This window comes from Nocardioides islandensis, assembly GCF_015352455.1.
GTDB classification, from domain to species: domain Bacteria; phylum Actinomycetota; class Actinomycetes; order Propionibacteriales; family Nocardioidaceae; genus Nocardioides; species Nocardioides islandensis.
The window spans coordinates 70,620-87,910 of sequence record NZ_JADKPN010000001.1 but is presented as its reverse complement, the minus strand read 5'-3'; the positions used below and the strand labels follow the sequence as shown (position 1 = coordinate 87,910).

At 72.4% G+C, this 17,291-nt stretch carries 18 protein-coding genes; 17 read left to right on the top strand and 1 reads right to left on the bottom strand.

The features are described from left to right. The first annotated feature begins 20 nt into the window (after positions 1-20). The 10 genes from ISU07_RS00470 to ISU07_RS00420 all read left to right on the top strand — a co-directional run bounded on the left by ISU07_RS00470 (position 21) and on the right by ISU07_RS00420 (position 8,458). The gene (locus ISU07_RS00470; protein WP_194704794.1) at positions 21-548 is read left to right on the top strand and encodes a GAF domain-containing protein; all 528 of its coding nucleotides are present in this window, start codon (positions 21-23) and stop codon (positions 546-548) included. Continuing rightward, a complete protein-coding gene (locus ISU07_RS00465) occupies positions 545-1,360 on the top strand; it encodes a S8 family serine peptidase (RefSeq protein WP_323742340.1) in 816 nt (271 codons plus the stop codon). Before ISU07_RS00470 ends, ISU07_RS00465 begins: the two co-directional genes overlap by 4 nt. 121 nt (positions 1,361-1,481) lie before the next feature. Further along, positions 1,482-1,757 (top strand): hypothetical protein, encoded by a 276-nt coding sequence (locus ISU07_RS00460; RefSeq protein ID WP_194704792.1) that lies wholly within the window; start codon positions 1,482-1,484, stop codon positions 1,755-1,757. Positions 1,758-1,955: 198 nt separating this feature from the next. Then, positions 1,956-3,842 carry a translation elongation factor 4 gene (gene lepA / locus ISU07_RS00455; RefSeq protein WP_194704791.1) on the top strand — a complete coding sequence of 629 codons (1,887 nt, stop codon included), beginning with the start codon at positions 1,956-1,958 and terminating at the stop codon, positions 3,840-3,842. 105 nt (positions 3,843-3,947) lie between these two features. Further along, positions 3,948-4,469 (top strand): SigE family RNA polymerase sigma factor, encoded by a 522-nt coding sequence (locus ISU07_RS00450; protein ID WP_194704790.1) that lies wholly within the window; start codon positions 3,948-3,950, stop codon positions 4,467-4,469. After that, a complete protein-coding gene (locus ISU07_RS00445; protein ID WP_194704789.1) occupies positions 4,466-5,182 on the top strand; it encodes a hypothetical protein in 717 nt (238 codons plus the stop codon). The genes ISU07_RS00450 and ISU07_RS00445 overlap by 4 nt, the downstream gene beginning before the upstream one ends. Before the next feature lie 10 nt (positions 5,183-5,192). Further along, a complete protein-coding gene (locus ISU07_RS24605; RefSeq protein ID WP_323742339.1) occupies positions 5,193-6,098 on the top strand; it encodes a GNAT family N-acetyltransferase in 906 nt (301 codons plus the stop codon). Further along, positions 6,095-6,997, top strand: coding sequence for an aminoglycoside phosphotransferase family protein (locus ISU07_RS00430; protein ID WP_323742338.1), 903 nt, complete (start codon positions 6,095-6,097; stop codon positions 6,995-6,997). The genes ISU07_RS24605 and ISU07_RS00430 overlap by 4 nt, the downstream gene beginning before the upstream one ends. Before the next feature lie 208 nt (positions 6,998-7,205). Beyond that, positions 7,206-7,733, top strand: coding sequence for a sigma-70 family RNA polymerase sigma factor (locus ISU07_RS00425; protein WP_323742337.1), 528 nt, complete (start codon positions 7,206-7,208; stop codon positions 7,731-7,733). Then, complete coding sequence (locus ISU07_RS00420) at positions 7,730-8,458, top strand: anti-sigma factor family protein (protein ID WP_194704788.1); 729 nt, start codon at positions 7,730-7,732, stop codon at positions 8,456-8,458. Before ISU07_RS00425 ends, ISU07_RS00420 begins: the two co-directional genes overlap by 4 nt. A gap of 9 nt (positions 8,459-8,467) precedes the next feature. Here ISU07_RS00420 and ISU07_RS00415 read toward each other — a convergent pair whose 3' ends face one another. Then, on the bottom strand, positions 8,468-10,606 hold the full coding sequence (locus ISU07_RS00415; protein ID WP_194704787.1) for a CDP-alcohol phosphatidyltransferase family protein: 2,139 nt from the start codon (positions 10,604-10,606) through the stop codon (positions 8,468-8,470). Positions 10,607-10,701: 95 nt separating this feature from the next. On the opposite strand from ISU07_RS00415, the gene ISU07_RS00410 reads away from it, so the two are divergent. The 7 genes from ISU07_RS00410 (at position 10,702) to ISU07_RS00380 (ending at position 17,279) form a co-directional block, all read left to right on the top strand. Further along, positions 10,702-11,685 carry a zinc-dependent alcohol dehydrogenase gene (locus ISU07_RS00410; RefSeq protein WP_194704786.1) on the top strand — a complete coding sequence of 328 codons (984 nt, stop codon included), beginning with the start codon at positions 10,702-10,704 and terminating at the stop codon, positions 11,683-11,685. Further along, entirely contained in the window at positions 11,685-12,095 is a 411-nt protein-coding gene (locus tag ISU07_RS00405) for a 6-pyruvoyl trahydropterin synthase family protein (protein WP_194704785.1), read from the top strand. Before ISU07_RS00410 ends, ISU07_RS00405 begins: the two co-directional genes overlap by 1 nt. A 7-nt stretch (positions 12,096-12,102) precedes the next feature. After that, complete coding sequence (locus ISU07_RS00400; protein ID WP_194704784.1) at positions 12,103-13,125, top strand: glycosyltransferase family 4 protein; 1,023 nt, start codon at positions 12,103-12,105, stop codon at positions 13,123-13,125. Between the two features lie 43 nt (positions 13,126-13,168). Next, positions 13,169-14,038, top strand: a complete 870-nt coding sequence (locus ISU07_RS00395; protein ID WP_194704783.1) for a lysylphosphatidylglycerol synthase domain-containing protein — start codon at positions 13,169-13,171, stop codon at positions 14,036-14,038. After that, positions 14,031-14,720, top strand: a complete 690-nt coding sequence (locus ISU07_RS00390) for a RibD family protein (protein WP_194704782.1) — start codon at positions 14,031-14,033, stop codon at positions 14,718-14,720. Before ISU07_RS00395 ends, ISU07_RS00390 begins: the two co-directional genes overlap by 8 nt. Then, positions 14,721-15,350, top strand: a complete 630-nt coding sequence (locus ISU07_RS00385) for a GTP cyclohydrolase II (RefSeq protein ID WP_194704781.1) — start codon at positions 14,721-14,723, stop codon at positions 15,348-15,350. Positions 15,351-15,461: 111 nt separating this feature from the next. Further along, positions 15,462-17,279, top strand: coding sequence for an AMP-dependent synthetase/ligase (locus ISU07_RS00380; RefSeq protein ID WP_194704780.1), 1,818 nt, complete (start codon positions 15,462-15,464; stop codon positions 17,277-17,279). Positions 17,280-17,291: the final 12 nt, after the last annotated feature.

Below are 17,291 nucleotides of genomic sequence, written 5' to 3'. Positions count from 1 at the left end.
CGCGTGGGGGAAGCAGGGGCGTGGCGGGACTCGAGGATGTGCTCGGACGGTCCGTGCAGGCGACGCGCGCACTGTTCGCCGCGGCGGCCTGCTCGGTGGCCCTGGTCGACGACGAGGGCGAGACGCTGACCTACGTCGTCGCCGACGGGGCCGGTGCGGCGGAGATCGTCGGCGTGACCATCCCGGTCGGCCGCGGCATCGGAGGCTGGGCCGCGATGTCCGGGCAGCCCATCGCCGTCCGCGACGTGCAGAGCGACGCCCGCTTCGCCCGCGACGTGGCCGAGGCTACCAACTACGTGCCGTCGGCGATCCTCGCGGCCCCGCTGGTGACGCCCGAGGGCGAGGTCATCGGCGTGACGTCGGTGCTCGACCCCTCCGTCGACGAGGCCAGCGACTGGACGCTGCACGTGCTCGGCACCCTCGCCAGCCACATGGCCCTCCTCGTCGTCGGTGCGAGGGTCGCCGACCCCGGCGCCGACGGGTACGCCGACCTCGGCCACGACGTGCTCCGCGTCGTCCGCGAGTGGCTGGCGGCTCGTCCGACGTGACCACCACTCCTGCCTGGTCCGGCGCCTTCGACCGCGGGAGCCTGCAGTCCGTCCTCACCCTCCCGCTCGAGCAGGTCCGCAGCTGGGCCTTCGAGGGCAGCACGGGCGCCGGGGTGAAGGTCGCGGTCGTGGACAGCGGGGTCGACGGCGACCACCCGCGGGTGGGCGGGGTCGCGGGCGGAGTGGCGTTCGTGCTCGACGACCAGGCCGAGCACGGCTATGTCGAGGTGCCCGGCCCCCACGAGGACCTGGTCGGCCACGGCACGGCCTGCGCGGCGATCATCCGGTCCATCGCGCCGGACGTCGAGATCTACAGCGCGCGGGTGCTGGGCGCGAACCTGAAGGGCCGTGGCGCCCTGCTGCACGCGGGCATCGAGTGGAGCGTCGAGCAGGGCATGCACGTCACCAACCTGTCGCTCTCCAGCAAGGCGGAGGCGATGTTCGCGCCGTTGCACGCGGTCGCCGACCAGGCGTACTTCTCCGGCACCGTGCTGGTGTGCGCGGCCAACAACCTGCCCGGCCCGACGTACCCCTCCCAGTACTCCTCCGTGGTCTCCGTGGCCGCCCGTCCCGGTGCGGACCAGCTCGCCCTGGCCTACAACGCGCACCCGCCGGTCGAGTTCGGGGCCCGGGGGATCGACGTCGACGTCGCCTGGACCGGTCGGGGGTCGATCACGGCGACCGGAAACAGCTTCGCAGCGCCGCACGTCAGTGGGATGGTGGCGCTGATGCGCAGCAAGCACCCGTGGCTGACGCCGTTCCAGGTCAAGGCGGTGCTGCACGCCGCCAGCGACAACAGTGTGCGGGGGTGATCGATTCGTCGTTGTGTCAGGTAGATGACAGACCGAGCGCGGCAGCAGGAGCAGTGTCCACACCAACAACCGGAGTAACCGGAACAGCCGGACCACCGGACCAGAGCGAAGGAGCAGGTCGATGAACGAGCAGCAGGCCGACAACCAGGCCATCGAGACCGACGACGTCGAGGCTCACCGTCTCTCGGTCCACCTCGACGACGAGAAGATGATGCTCCGGCAGATCGAGGACGTCGAAGCCCCCAAGAAGTCCGACAAGGCCGGCCTCCTCGAGGACGACGTCGAGGGCCACGTCCGGTACCAGATCCAGCCTCCGCGTGACGCCGACGGCGAGGGCCAGCACGGGATGTCGGTCCAGCCGCCTCGCGACGCCGACAACAGCGGCACCCAGTTCTGAGCGCGCTCGACTCGAGCTTGCGAGAGTCGAGATGAAGCGCCAGGTCGAGGAGCGCTCGGCGTAGCCCGGAGCCTGCGACGGGCTGCGCGACGCGTCTCGAGACCCGGTGAGGTTCACGACCACCCTGAGCACTGACGGCGGGGACCCCAGGGTCCCCGCCGTTTCACGTCTGCCGGGCGTGGTTTGGGAGAATGGCTCGTGCCCTCGCCCACCACGCCGTCCGCGCCTGCGCCGGGCAGCACCGACCCCGCGCTGATCCGCAACTTCTGCATCATCGCCCACATCGACCACGGCAAGTCGACGCTGGCCGACCGGATGCTGCAGCTGACCGGTGTCGTGGACGAGCGCAGCGCCCGGGCGCAGTACCTCGACCGCATGGACATCGAGCGTGAGCGCGGCATCACGATCAAGAGCCAGGCCGTCCGCATGCCGTGGACCGTCCCGGCCGGCAACGAGCAGGGCGCCGAGCCCGGCACGTACGTGCTGAACATGATCGACACCCCGGGGCACGTGGACTTCACCTACGAGGTGTCCCGCAGCCTCGAGGCCTGCGAGGCCGCCGTCCTGCTCGTCGACGCGGCCCAGGGCATCGAGGCGCAGACCCTCGCCAACCTGTACCTCGCCCTCGGCGCCGACCTGCACATCATCCCGGTGCTGAACAAGATCGACCTGCCCTCGGCGAACCCCGAGAAGTACGCCGCGGAGCTCGCGGGCATCATCGGCTGCGACGTCTCCGACGTGCTGCTCACCTCCGCCAAGACGGGGGACGGTGTCGTCCAGCTCCTCAACGAGATCGTCAAGCAGACGCCCGCCCCCGTCGGCGCCGCCGACGCGCCCGCGCGGGCCCTGATCTTCGACTCGGTGTACGACACCTACCGCGGCGTGGTCACCTACGTGCGGGTCATCGACGGCCACCTCAGCCACCGCGACCGGATCAAGATGATGTCGACCGGCGCGGTCCACGAGATGCTCGAGGTCGGCGTGATCAGCCCGGAGCCCATCAAGGCCACTCGTATCGGCGTCGGCGAGGTCGGCTACCTGATCACCGGCGTGAAGGACGTCCGTCAGTCCCGCGTCGGTGACACCGTCACCAGCCAGCACCACGGGGCGACCGAGGCGCTCGGCGGCTACAAGCACCCGAACCCGATGGTCTACTCCGGCCTCTACCCGATCGACGGCGACGACTACTCCGACCTGCGCGACGCGCTCGAGCGCCTGCAGCTCAACGACGCGGCCCTGGCCTACGAGCCGGAGACGTCCGGCGCCCTGGGCTTCGGCTTCCGCTGCGGCTTCCTCGGCCTGCTGCACATGGAGATCGTCCGCGAGCGGCTCGAGCGCGAGTTCGACCTCGACCTCATCTCGACGGCCCCCAACGTCGTCTACGAGGTGGTGATGGAGGACGGCAAGGTCATCGAGGTGACCAACCCGAGCGAGTACCCGAGCGACGGCAAGATCGCCGAGGTCCGGGAGCCGGTCGTCAAGGCGACGATCCTCAGCCCGGCCGAGTACATCGGCACGATCATGGAGCTCTGCCAGTCCAAGCGCGGCCAGCTCGGCGGCATGGACTACCTCTCCGAGGACCGCGTCGAGATGCGCTACACGCTGCCCATGGGCGAGATCGTCTTCGACTTCTTCGACCAGCTGAAGTCGCGCACCAAGGGGTACGCCTCGCTGGACTACGAGCGCTCCGGCGACCAGGCGGCCGACCTGGTGAAGGTCGACATCCTGCTGCAGGGCGAGCCCGTCGACGCCTTCTCCGCGATCGTGCACCGCGACGCGGCGTACTCCTACGGGGTGATGCTGGCCGGCAAGCTCAAGGACCTCATCCCGCGCCAGCAGTTCGAGGTGCCGATCCAGGCCGCGGTCGGCGCCCGCGTGATCGCCCGCGAGACGATCCGGGCGATGCGCAAGGACGTGCTCGCCAAGTGCTACGGCGGCGACATCACCCGCAAGCGCAAGCTGCTGGAGAAGCAGAAGGAGGGCAAGAAGCGGATGAAGATGGTCGGCCGCGTCGAGGTCCCCCAGGAAGCCTTCATCGCCGCGCTCTCCACCAGCCCCGCCACGGACAAGTCCGGCAAGAAGTAGACCACCCGCCCGACCAGGCATGGATTTCCTGGACGAGCGTGGAACCGATCACCCCGCTGCCGACTCTGGACGGGTGACAGCAGCTCTCGAGGAGAGGTCTCACGGATGGCGCGGCTGACGGGTGGGGCACCCGCGTGGGAGGCGGAGTACGTCGAGTACGTCACCGCGCGGCAGCGCTCGTTCATGCGGGCGGCGTACGCCATGCTCGGCAGCTGGCCGGCGGCGGAGGACGCCGTGCAGACCACGCTGACCGAGCTGTACGCACGCTGGCCGCGGATCCGGGGCGGACACCCCGACGCCTACGGGCGGCGGGCCCTGGTGAACACCTGCATCGGCATCTCGCGCAAGCGGCGACGCGAGGTGGTCACCGACCGGGTGCCGGAGGGTGCGACGGGCGACGGACAGGAGTCCGTGGACCTGATGGACGCCCTGGCTCGACTCTCGGTCCGCGACCGTGCGGTGCTCGCCCTGCGCTACCTCGAGGACCTGCCGGTGCGCGAGGTGGCCGCGGCGCTCGACCTCCCCGAGGGGACGGTCAAGAGCCAGGCGTCCCGCGCGCTGGTGCGCCTGGAGGCCCTGCTGTCGCCGGCCCAGCAAGCAGGGGAGACCGCAGGAGGGAACCCATGACGATCGAGCAGCAGGTGCGAGACCGGTTCGACCGCGCGACCACCACCGTCCCCGAGGCCGACGTGGCCGCCGCGATCGCCGGTGGGCGCCGGGTGCGCCGTCGGCGTCGCGTCACGGCGTACGCCGTGGGCTCGCTCGCCGTGGCCGCCGTCGCGGCCTCGGCGGTCGCGCTGCCCCGCCTCGGCGACGACGAGCCGCGCACCGTGGCGCCGGCCCACCACGGCCCGGCCGACGACGGCACCTTCGTCCCCGGCACGACCGTCGACACCGACCTGGCGGCGGCCGTGGCGGCCGCGGACCCGTCGCTGCCGGCGCCGCGGGACGTGTACCCGAGCGACTGGTCGCGCGACACCCCGCTGCCCGACGCCGACGTCGCGAACGCGACCGAGTGGCAGCTGGTCTACGACCTCGCGCCGAAGGTCGAGCTCCTCGTCTACGTGAGCGTGCCGATCCCGGGTGAGTCGAGCGGGCTCACCAGCGGGCAGGTCGTCACCGACCACCACGGGATCGGTGACCCGACCGACGAGATCTGGTTCCAGAGCATGCTGCAGCGAGCGGACGGCCGTTTCGTCGACGTGATCGAGCAGGTCACCGCGACAGAGGTCCGGGACGGGCAGCGGCTGCGCGTCCTGACCGACGCCCAGACCGAGGCGATCGCCCAGGCACCCGGCCTGGACTTCCCCGACCCGATCACCCCACCGCCCGCGCCGTAGCATCCGACGGGTGCCTCGCGAGCCTCTCTCGAGCCCCGTCCCGCGGGCCGTCGCCGTCGTCGAGCGCAGCGGCAAGGTCCTGGTGATCCGCCGCCACCTCGACGGCCGCGACTACGCCGTGCTGCCCGGCGGTGGCGTCGAGGACGGGGAGACGCCCGAGCAGGCCGTCGTACGCGAGCTGAAGGAGGAGTGCTCACTCGACGGCAGGGTCGTCGAGCTGCTGCTCGAGGGTGACCACGGAGGACGGCCCGCCTGGTACTTCCGGATGGAAGGGGTCGAGGGCGAGCCGGTGCTCGGCGGCGAGGAGGCCGAGCACCAGGACGACTCGAACCAGCACCACCCGATGTGGGCGAGCCCGCAGGACCTCGACCTGATGGGGCTGCTGCCCGAGGGGCTCGCGGACCTGGTCGTCGGCTGGCTGTGGCCGTTCCACGTCGACGTCGCGGCCGACGACGCCGACTGGCAGGTGGTCGAGCGCCTCTGGCAGCCGTACGTCCACGACCTGTCCGAGTTCCGCGGTACGACGCCCGGGCCGGACGGCACGTACCGGCGCGGTCACCTCGGGTGGTACGACCGCGACGACGAGGACCGGATCGGCTACCTCGCGCGGCTGGGTGACCGGCCCATCGGCTTCGCGCTCGTGCGCGGACTCAGGGGCGACACCCGGCTGATGGGCGAGTTCTTCGTCGTGCGCGCAGCCCGGGGCGCCGGGCACGCGCGCGCGTTCGCCGAGCACGTGGTGCGGGCCCACCCCGGGCCCTGGGAGATCGCCTTCCAGAACGACAACGTGCGGGCGGCGAAGTTCTGGCGACGGCTCGGCGACGAGGTGCTGCGCGACGCGACCGAGGAGGCCCGGCCGGTCCCCGGCAAGCCGCACATCCCGCCGGACCGCTGGCTCCTGGGCACGGCGCCGTGACGCTGCGGCTGCCCCAGGCCGTGCTGGACATGCGCGACCGCGGCGAGGACTGGGCCGCCTGGGTGGATGGGCTCCCGGCTCTGGCCACGGGGCTGCTCGACGAGTGGGACCTGACCGTCGACGGCGCCCTGATGAACGGCTTCTGCTCGCTGGTGGTCCCGGTGGTCACGGCGGACGGCGAGCGGGCCGCGCTCAAGCTGCACACCGACGCCGACGCCGACGAGTCCGAGTTCGAGGCGCTGGCCCTCCAGCGCTGGCACGGCGACGGCACCGTGCTCCTGCTCCGGGCCGACCCACGCCGCTGGGCACTGCTCCTGGAGCGGCTGCACACGCGCGACCTGCTGACGGTCGGCGACACCGAGGCCTGCGAGATCGTCGCCGGGCTGTACGGACGGATCCACGTCCCGGCGCTTCCGCAGCTGCGCACGTTGACGTCGTACGTCGAGCGGTGGACCGACGACCTCGTCGCCCTGCCGAACGACGTGCCGATCCCGCGACGGATGCGCGAGCAGTGCGTGTCGCTGGCCCGTGACCTGGTGGCGGACCCGGCCTCGGTCGGCCGCATCATCCACGGCGACCTCCACCACATGAACGTGCTGGCCGGGGACCGCGAGCCGTGGCTGGTGATCGACCCGAAGCCGATGAGCGGCGACCCGCACTACGAGCCCGCGCCGATGCTGTGGAACCGCTGGGAGGACATCGTGGCGGGGGACGCCCGCTCGAACCTGCGCCGCCGGTTCCACACCCTGGTCGACGTCGCGGGTCTCGACGAGGACCGGGCGCGGGACTGGGTCGTCGTCCGGATGATCCACAACGCGTCGTGGGCCGTCATCGACGGGGATCCGGACGACGACTACCTGACCATGTGCTTCACCGTCGCCAAGGCGGTGCAGGACTGAGCCCATTGCCCTCGCTCCGCTCGGGCTGTCCGCCGCGGCTACGGCATCGCGTCTTTCGCGCCTCCGCTCGGTCGCTGGCCCCAGTCGTCTCCAGGCTGTGCCCCGGCTCCCTCGCTCCCTCGTTCCAAGACGCGATGGCCGCGGCGGACGCTTCATCAGCTCTGAACCAAATCCTTCCTGTCATCGTGTTGTGGGACGAGGAGGTGACGTGGCCGAGACACCCGGTGCCGTGGCGTTGATGCAGCAGCTGCACGACGAGCACGCGGGCGCGCTCTGGGGCTACTGCCTCCGGCTCACCGGCCACGACCGGCCGCGCGCCGAGGACCTCCTCCAGGAGACGTTGCTGCGGGCGTGGCGGAGCTCGCGGCTGCTCGACGAGTCGCGGGGGTCGGTGCGCTCGTGGCTGTTCACCGTCGCGCGCAACCTGGCCATCGACGAGTGGCGCACCAAGCGGGGCCGGACCGAGCTCACCGTCGCCGAGCCGCCCGAGCCGGACGGCTCCCAGGGCGCCCGCGACCACACCGACCAGCTGCTGCTCTCCTGGGTGGTCGCCGACGCCATCGCCAGGCTCAGCGAGGACCACCGCGCCGTGCTGCTGCGCTGCTACTACCGCGGCATGTCGGTCGCCGACGCCGCCCGTGACCTCGACATCCCCGAAGGAACCGTGAAGTCCCGCACGCACTACGCCCTGCGAGCCCTGCGCCTGGCCCTCGAGGAGATGGGGGTGACCGCATGAGCCCCGGCGAGCGTCCCGAGCAGACCGCGTGCCTGCTGGCGCACTCCGACGCGGCGTACGTCCTCGGCGCCCTCTCGCCCATGGAGCGGCTCGAGTACGAGCGCCACCTGCCCACCTGCGAGCCCTGCCGTCGGTCGGTCGCGCAGCTCGCCGGCGTTCCCGGCCTGCTGGGCCGGGTGCCGGTCTCGGCCGTCGAGGACCCCGCACCGGAGGACCCGGTCCCGCCGGCCGTGCTGCCCGCCCTCGTGGCGCGGGTGAGGAGGGAGCAGCGCCGTCGCACGGTCCTGCTGTCCCTCGGCGCCGCGGCCGCCGTCGCGGCCGTGGCGGTCGGCGCGGCAGCGTTCCAGGCGAACCAGGACGACGGACGGTCTCCCGAGGCCGTGCCGACGACCGCCTCACCCAGCGTCGCGCCGTTCCGGGAGATGAAGGTCGTCGAGGACTGGGGCATGGCCGCCCAGGTGTCGCTCACCTCCGAGGACGGCGGGACCAACGTCCAGGTGAACTGCACCTACCCGGACGAGAGCGCGAGCACCGGGCACGCCTACCACTACGTGCTCGTCGCCTTCACCCGCGACGGGGGGTCGCGCTGGGTGACGGACTGGTGGGCGGCTCCCGGCGATCCGCCCAAGCTGATCCCGGGATTCACGGGGATCCAGCTCGCCGACATGACCAAGGTCGAGGTCCAGAGCGACCACGGCACGCCGATCCTGCGGCTGAAGCTCTGACGAGGCGTCCTACCCGCTGAACGCACCCAGGAACCGGTCGCGGAAGCTGTCCATCCGCCACTCGGGTGCGGCGTCGGTGGGACGCAGGCCGTGGTCCCAGTGCCAGCCGTCGATGGCGCGCAGCACCTTCGGGTCGCGGGCGATGACGCTGATGGGGACGGCGTGGCCGCCGGTGGTGCCGGAGACGGTCGTGACGGGCCAGTGGTCGCCGAGGGTGATGACGACCAGGTCGTCGTCCTGGTTCTGCTCGACGAACGAGGTGAGCGCGTCGAGGGAGTACTGCAGGGAGCGGACGTACGCCGCCTTGACCAGGTCCGCCGAACGCCAGGTCTCCTCGCGCTGGGGGCCCTCGTCCTGCATGCCGTCGAACGCCGAGCCGTCGCCGAGGTCGGCCGGGTCGATCATCCGGGGCAGCGGGACCCACGGGTTGTGGCTGGACTCGAGGTCGATCTCCGCCATCAGCGGGCCGCGGCCGGGCCGGTCGAGCTCGAGGTCGTCGAACGCGTGGAGGGCGAACTGGTCGGGCATCCGCCCGTAGCCGAAGCGTGGACCCTCGTAGCTCATGTTGGTGGAGTCCCAGAGGTGCTGCCACCGGTAGAAGTCGACGCCCTCGGGCCACGGCTCGGTGTCGGCGGGGATCACGCCCACCGACCGCCAGCCGGCCTTCAGGAACGCGCTGCTCAGCGTGAGCCGGTCGCGCTGGATCAGCAGGTCGTAGGTGCTCTGGTTGTCGATCCAGAGCCCCGACTGAAGCGTCGAGTGCGCGAACCAGCTCATCGCCCCGAACGTCGGCGACGTCAGCCAGCCGCTGCGCGAGCCGAACCCGGCGCGGTCGAGCCGGCGGGAGTACCCGTCCACGCTGTCGCGCAGCTGCGGCGAGGTCGGCAGCCCGTCGAGCGCCACCTTGCCGTAGCTCTCGACGAAGACCAGCAGCACGTCCTTGCCCCGCAGCGCCCGCAAGAGACGCGAGCCCGGCACGTCCGCGTACCTGTCGACGGCGATCGCCCGCGACAGCTCGGCGCGCTCACGGAGGTTGGCGCGGACCAGCTCGACGTGGTGGGCGGCGAGGTGGACGTCGGTCGCGGCGGCGAGCCGCTCGCCGGCACCGACGCGGACGCCGGCGACGGCGCCGACGGCCCAGACGAGGGCGAGCACGAGCACCACCCGCCCGGCGACCGGGCGGTGGCGGCGGGTGAAGCGGGCCGCGCGGTCAACGGCGTACGGCACGAGCACCAGGACGCCGGCCATCAGCAGGATCGCGAGGGCCGAGACGGTGTAGGCGTTGGGCGTGCCGAGGGCGTCGCGCAGGAAGCTGATGCCGGCGCCGGCGTAGACCGGGTCGCCGATCAGGTCGAACGGCCGAGCAAAGGCCACCGAGATGCCGATGTCGAGGACCTTGAGCAGGGTCAGGACGCCCAGGACGACGCCCGCCGCGCCGACCACCCAGGTCGCGAGCCGAGGGGGGAGGACGAGCACCAGCCCGATCAGGACCAGCCCCTCGAGCGGGATGCGCAGGAACGCCGCCGGGGAGAGCGTGCCGATGCTGGTCGGGGCCACCAGGACCGCCCAGACGACGAGGACGGACAGCAGGCCGGTGAGCGCGGCGACGCGGGGTACGGACCGGTGCGGCTGCCGCGTGCGCCACAGGTCCCAGGCCTCGTGGGCGAAGGACTCGGTCAGCAGCGCGAGGGCGCCCAGCAGGGCGGCGGTGGCCACGCGGTCGGGGAGGAGGCCGCTCGCCGCGACGAGCAGCGCGATGCCCTGGATCGCGGCCACCCACTTGCACCACGCCCGGTACGGCGCCTGTCCGCGCAGCCAGGGCAGCGGCAGCTTGGCGGCCACGAACACGTACCTCGCCAGCCCGATCGCCAGCACCCACAGGCCGAGGTCCCGCGCGACGTACCCGCTGAGCACGAGCAGCAGGGCGGCGTCGGTCTCCATGTCGAAGCGCGCCCCGAACCCGGACACCGTGCCGGTACGACGAGCGACCCGCCCGTCGACCGCGTCGGTGGCCAGGGCGACGGCCGCCAGCGCCGTCACGAGCGTCGGCGAGGCACTGCGGACGACGAGGACCGCCAGCACGACCGTCAGCAGGGCGCGCACGGCGGTGACCGCGTTGGCGGGGCCCCACCGATGAACGTCGGTCACGTCACCTCCGTAGTGCTGGACGACCGGACATCGCTACGTTCGGACTTACGAGCGTGTGCGTGGCCGGGTTCACGGCCGGGTTCAGGAGGTGACGGGTGGCCGAGGAGCGGGCCAGCGCCTTCTGGGTCGTCGAGCCGGGCCGGGGCGAGATCCGGCCGGCGCCGCTGCCGCCCCGCAGGCCCGAGGACGTGCGGGTCCGCTCGCTGGTCTCCGGCGTCAGCCGGGGGACGGAGCTCCTGGTCTTCCGGGGCGGTGTGCCCGAGAGCCAGTACGCCGCGATGCGGGCGCCCTTCCAGGAGGGGGAGTTCCCCGGTCCGGTGAAGTACGGCTACCTCAACGTGGGCGTCGTCGAGGAGGGGCCGGCGTCGCTGGTCGGCCGGACCGTGTTCTGCCTCCACCCGCACCAGACGGAGTACGTCGTGCCGGCCGCGGCGGTCACCGTCGTCCCCGAGGGCGTGCCGGCCGCGCGAGCCGTGCTGGCCGGGACCGTCGAGACCGCGGTCAACGCGCTGTGGGACGCCCGGCCGTTCGTGGGCGACCGGGTGGCCGTGGTCGGCGCCGGGATGGTCGGCTGCTGTGTCGCGCGGCTGCTCGCCCGGATGCCCGGCGTCGAGGTGACCCTGGTCGACGTGGACGCCTCACGGGCCCCGGTGGCGACGGCGCTGGGAGCGTCGTTCGCGTCCCCGGCCGGCGCCGTCGGGGACCTGGACCTGGTCGTGCACGCCTCGGCGACCTCCGCGGGCCTGCAGACGGCGCTGGACCTGCTGGCGCCGGACGGCGAGGTGCTGGAGCTGAGCTGGTACGGCGACAGCCCCGTGACCGTGTCGCTCGGCGGCTCGTTCCACGCGCGGCGGCTCGGGCTGCGGGCCAGCCAGGTCGGCGCGGTGGCCGCCGGTCGCCGGGGCCGCCGCACGACGGCCGATCGCTTGGCACTCGCCCTCGACCTGCTGGATGATCCGGCCTTCGACGTGCTGCTGACCGGGGAGTCGCCCTTCGGGGAGCTGCCCGACCTGTTGCCGAAGCTGGCCGACGGCTCCGTGCCGGCGCTGTGCCACACGATCACCTACGAGGGGTGCTGATGTTCACCGTCACCGTGCGCGACCACATGATGGTGGCCCACTCGTTCCGGGGCGAGGTGTTCGGCCCGGCGCAGCGGCTGCACGGTGCGACGTACGTCGTCGACGCGTCGTTCAGCGGTCCGCGCCTGGACGACGACGGGCTGCTCGTCGACATCGGCAGGGCCACGACGCTGCTGGCCGACGTGCTGGCGCGGCTGAACTACCGCAACCTCGACGACGAGGACGACTTCGCCGGCCAGAACACCTCGACCGAGATGCTCGCGCGCGTGGTGGCCGACCGGCTGGCCGAGCGGGTGCGGTCGGGAGAGCTCGGACCCGCCGCGGTCGGCGGCCTGGAGAAGATCGTGGTCACGCTGCACGAGTCCCACGTCGCGTGGGCGAGCTTCGAACGGACCCTCGCGCCCCGATGAGCGGCACGTGAGCGTTCTGCACCTGGTCGGCCCGACCGGGCTCTCGGACCCCGCTCGACCGAGCGGAGGCAACGTGTACGACGTCCGGGTGGCCGCCGCGCTGCAGGCGCTGGGCCGCGAGGTCAGCGTCCACGAGACGAGCGCTGAGTCGCTCGACGACGTCCTGACGGGCCTTCCTGCGGGGTCGACCGTGGTGGTGGACGGGATGGTCGGGTCGGTGGCCCCGGACGCGCTGACGGCGGCCGAGGACCGGCTGCGGCTCGTCGTGCTCGTGCACCTGCCCGTCGGGCTGCCCCTGCCGGGCTCGCCCGGACCCGAGGCGGAGGTCCCGGAGGCGCGGGCGCTGGCGGCGGCCGCGGCGGTGGTGTGCACCAGCCGGTGGACGCGCGACTGGCTGGCGTCCGCCTACGACCTGCCGGGCGACCGGCTCCACATCGTCACGCCGGGCACGGACAAGGGCACCCTGGCCGAGGGATCCCGGTCGGGGCACCGACTGCTCTCGGTCGGCTCGATCACGCCGGTCAAGGGGCACGACGTGCTGGTGGCCGCGCTCACGTCGCTGGCCGACCTGACCTGGACCTGGACCCTCGTCGGCGCGTCCGTGGACCCCGACCACGCCACCGCGCTCTGGTCGACCCTGCACGGCGCCGGCCTCGACGACCGGGTCACCCTGGCCGGCGCGCTCACCGGGCCGGCGCTCTCCGCGGCGTACGCCGCCGCCGACCTGGTCGTCCTGCCCTCGCGGCACGAGACCTACGGGATGGTCGCCTCTGAGGCCCTCGCCCGCGGTGTCCCGGTCTTCGCCTCCGACGTGGGCGGGGTACGGGAGGCGCTGGGGACCCCGCTCCCCGGCCTGCTGGTCCCCGCCGACGACCCGGGCGCGCTCGCCGCCGCGCTGCGGTCGTGGCTCACCGATGCGGCCGTACGCCGGGCGCTGCGGGCTCGCGCCGTCGACCGCCGGGGCTCGCTGGACGGGTGGGACCGCACCGCCACCGAGCTGGCCGCCGTGCTGGAGTCGGTCGGCCGCTGAACCGGTCCGGACCTCGCGCCGTAGGGCAGGGCAGGGAGGTGCCATGACCGGACGGATCTGGCCCCTGGTGCGCGTCGCCGGAGGTGCGGCCGTGCTGGGTGTACTCGTGTGGCGCGTGGGTACCCATCCCTTCGTGGAGGGACTGAGGGCGGTCGGGCCGGGGTCCATCGCGGCGGCGCTCGTGCTGGTCGCCGGGACGACGCTCTGCTCGGCCGAGCGCTGGCGGCTGGTCGCCCGTTCGTCCGGGACCGACCTCACGACGCGGCAGGCCGTGGCGGCGTACTACCGCTCGCAGCTGATCAACTCCGTACTCCCCGGCGGCATCGTCGGCGACGTGCACCGGGCCGTGGCGCACCGCGCCGTCCGGTCGGTCGTGGTCGAGCGGGTCGTCGGGCAGGCGGTCCAGGTCGCGGTCGGGGTGCTGGTCGTGCTGGTCGCCTGGCCCGCCAACCTCGCGCCGTCCACGTTCGTGCTCGCCGCCGGTGCGGCCGCTGCGATCCTGGTGCTGGCGGTCCTCGTGCTCGTGATGACCGAGAGGGGCTGGCTGGAGGTCGAGGTCGTGCCCACCGTCCTCGGGCTGTCGGCCCTGGCGGCGGTCGGCCACGCGGCGGTCTTCTTCGTCGCCGCGCACGCGGTCGGGGTGGACGCGGTCGACGGCCTGCTCGCGGCCCTGGCGTTCGTGGTGCTGGTCGCGGCGGCCATCCCCGCGAACGTCGCCGGCTGGGGTCCGCGCGAGGGCGCGGCCGCCTGGGTCTTCGCGCTCGTGGGGCTCGGTGCCGCGACGGGGACGGCCGTCGCGACGGCGTACGGCGTCCTCTCGCTCGCCGCGATGCTGCCCGGCGTCGTGCTGCTGCTGGCCCGCCGTGCCCCGGCCGCGGAGCCCGCGCGTGAGGAGGTGGGCGCCCGTGGCTGACCGCCCCTACATCCTGCTGAGCTGCGGCATCTCGATCGACGGCTACCTCGACAACGCCTCGAGCAAGCGGCTCCTGCTGTCCAACGACGCCGACCTCGAGCGGGTCGACAGCGTGCGCGCGGCGAGCGACGCGATCCTGGTGGGGGCGCGGACGGTCCGCCAGGACAACCCGCGCCTGCTGGTGCGCAGCCGCGCCTGCCGCGAGGAGCGCACGTCGCGCGGCCTGCCCGCCTCGCCGGCCAAGGTGACGGTCACGGCCGGCGCCCGGCTGGACCCCGAGGCCCGGTTCTTCGCCACCGGGGACAGCGACAAGCTCGTGTACTGCGCCCGGCCGGCGTACGACGAGGCACGCCGCCGCCTGGGCGGCGTGGCCACGGTCGTCGACGGCGGCCCCAGGGTGCGGATGCGGGCGCTGGTCGAGGACCTGCACGCCCGAGGCATGCGCCGGCTGATGGTCGAGGGCGGCGGCACCATCCACACCCAGTTCCTGACCGCGGGTCTCGCGGACGAGCTGCACCTGGTCGTGGCGCCCTTCTTCGTCGGAGACTCGCGGGCGCCGAGGTTCGTCGAGGACGGCCGCTTCCCCTGGAACAAGGACCGCCGCGCCACGCTCGCCAACGTCCAGCGGATGGGCGACGTCGTGCTGCTCCGCTACGCACTCTCGGACCGATATGAGGACTGAATGAGACCCGCTGCCATCCGTACCCAGGTCGACATCCCGCTGCGCTTCGGCGACGGCTTCGCGGCGCGCGCGCGGGCGTTCACCTTCGACGGCCTCGTGGACGGCGGCGAGCACCTGGCGTTCCGGCTCGGTGAGCGCCGCCTCGCCAGCCGTCGCGACGACGCCCCGACCCTGGTGCGCGTGCACAGCGAGTGCCTGACCGGCGACGTCTTCGGATCCGACCGCTGCGACTGCGGACCCCAGCTGCGCGAGTCCGTCGAGCGGGTGGCGGCGGTCGGCGGCCTCCTCCTGTACCTCCGCCAGGAGGGCCGCGGGATCGGCCTGTACGCCAAGCTCGACGCCTACGCCCTCCAGGACGAGGGCCTGGACACCTACGACGCCAACCTGGCGCTCGGGTTCGGGGCCGACGAGCGCGACTACACGGTGGCCGCCCAGATGCTCGGCGCGCTCGGTGTGGGTCGCGTCGCGCTGCTCACCAACAACCCGGACAAGGTCGAGCAGCTGCGCGCCCTGGGCGTCGAGGTGGCGGCCCGCGTGCCGACCGGCGTGCACCTGAACGAGACCAATGCGGCGTACCTCGCCACCAAGGTGCGCCGCCAGCGTCACGACCTCGAGCTGCCCGCGATCTGAGTCCGGGTGGTCACATCCGCTACCCGCGCGTAACCCTGTGAGTTAGGTTTCCGTGCATCGGTTCGCCGGGGCGGCCCCCTGCCGCCCGACCACTGAGTGCAGGGAGCTTCCATGCCCACCACGATCGACGCCAGCTTCATCGACTCGCTGCCCGCCAACGTGGCCGTGCAGTTCCTCGAGCGGGTGGCCAAGTCGCCGCAGCGCGAGGCGTTCCGGTACCCCGTCGGCGAGGACTGGAAGTCGATCACCTGGAAGCAGGCCGGGGACGACGTCAGCCGCATCGCGGCCGGCCTGCTGTCGCTCGGCGTGCAGGCCGAGCAGCGGGTCGGGATCGCCTCCGGCACGAGGTACGAGTGGATCCTCGCCGACCTCGGCATCATGTGCGCCGGCGCCGCCACGACGACCGTGTACCCGTCCACGAACGAGGACGACACGGCGTACATCCTCAGTGACTCGGAGTGCCAGGTCGTCTTCGCCGAGGACGACGCGCAGATCGCCAAGCTGACGTCCCGCAAGGCCGAGCTCCCGGCGCTGCGGAAGGTCATCACGTTCGACGGGACCGCGGACGGCGACTGGGTCATCGGGCTGGCGGACCTGGAGAAGCTGGGCGACGCCTACCTCGCCGAGCACCCGGGCGTCATCGAGGACACCGCCAAGTCGATCCGGCCCGACCAGCTGGCCACGCTCATCTACACGTCGGGCACCACGGGCCGGCCGAAGGGCGTGCGGCTGCGGCACAGCTCGTGGGTCTACGAGGGGGAGGCGATCCGGGCGCAGGACATCCTCAGCGAGGACGACGTCGAGTTCCGCTGGCTGCCGATGGCGCACTCGTTCGGCAAGGTGCTGATGTCCACGCAGATGGCGTGCGGGTTCGCAGCCGCGATCGACGGCCGCGTGGACAAGATCATCGACAACCTGGCGATCGTGAAGCCGACGTTCATGGGTGCCGCCCCGCGGATCTTCGAGAAGGCCCACGGCCGGATCATGACGATGCAGGCGGCCGAGGGCGGCGCCAAGGAGAAGATCTTCAACCAGGCCTTCAAGGTCGGCCTCCAGGTCGAGCAGCTCAAGCGCGACGGCAAGTCCGTGCCGCTGCTGCTGTCGGTGCAGCACACGCTGTTCGACCGGCTGGTCTTCTCCAAGATCCGCGACCGGTTCGGCGGCCGGGTGCGGTTCTTCATCTCCGGCGCGGCGGCGCTCAACCGCGACATCGCGGAGTGGTTCAACGCGGCCGGCATCGTCATCCTCGAGGGGTACGGCCTGACCGAGTCCTCGGCCGGCTCGTTCGTGAACCTGCCCCGCGACTACCGCTTCGGCACCGTCGGGCCGGTCTTCCCGGCCAGCGACGTGAAGCTGGGCGAGGGCGACGAGGTGATGATCAAGGGCCCCGGCGTGATGGACGGCTACCACAACCTCCCCGAGGAGACCGCCAAGACGCTGACCGAGGACGGCTGGCTCAAGACCGGCGACAAGGGTGCCCTCGACGCCGACGGGTACCTCCGGATCACCGGCCGCATCAAGGAGCTCTTCAAGACCTCCGGCGGCAAGTACATCGCCCCACCCGCGATCGAGGCCAAGTTCAAGGCGATCTGCCCCTACGCCAGCCAGTTCATGGTCTTCGGCAACGAGCGCAACTACGTCGTCGCGCTGATCACCCTTGACCCCGACGCCCTCCCGGGCTGGGCGGCCGAGAACGGCGTCAGCGGCGACTACGCGGCCATCGTCAAGTCCGACGCCTGCCGCCAGATGGTCGCCGGGTACGTCGACGAGCTGAACAAGAACCTCAACCGCTGGGAGACCATCAAGAAGTGGGAGCTGCTCGACCACGACCTCACCGTCGAGTCCGGCGAGCTCACCCCGTCGATGAAGGTCAAGCGCAACGTGGTCGAGGACAACTACAAGAAGCTCATCGACGACTTCTACTCCTGAGCCTTCGCTGGT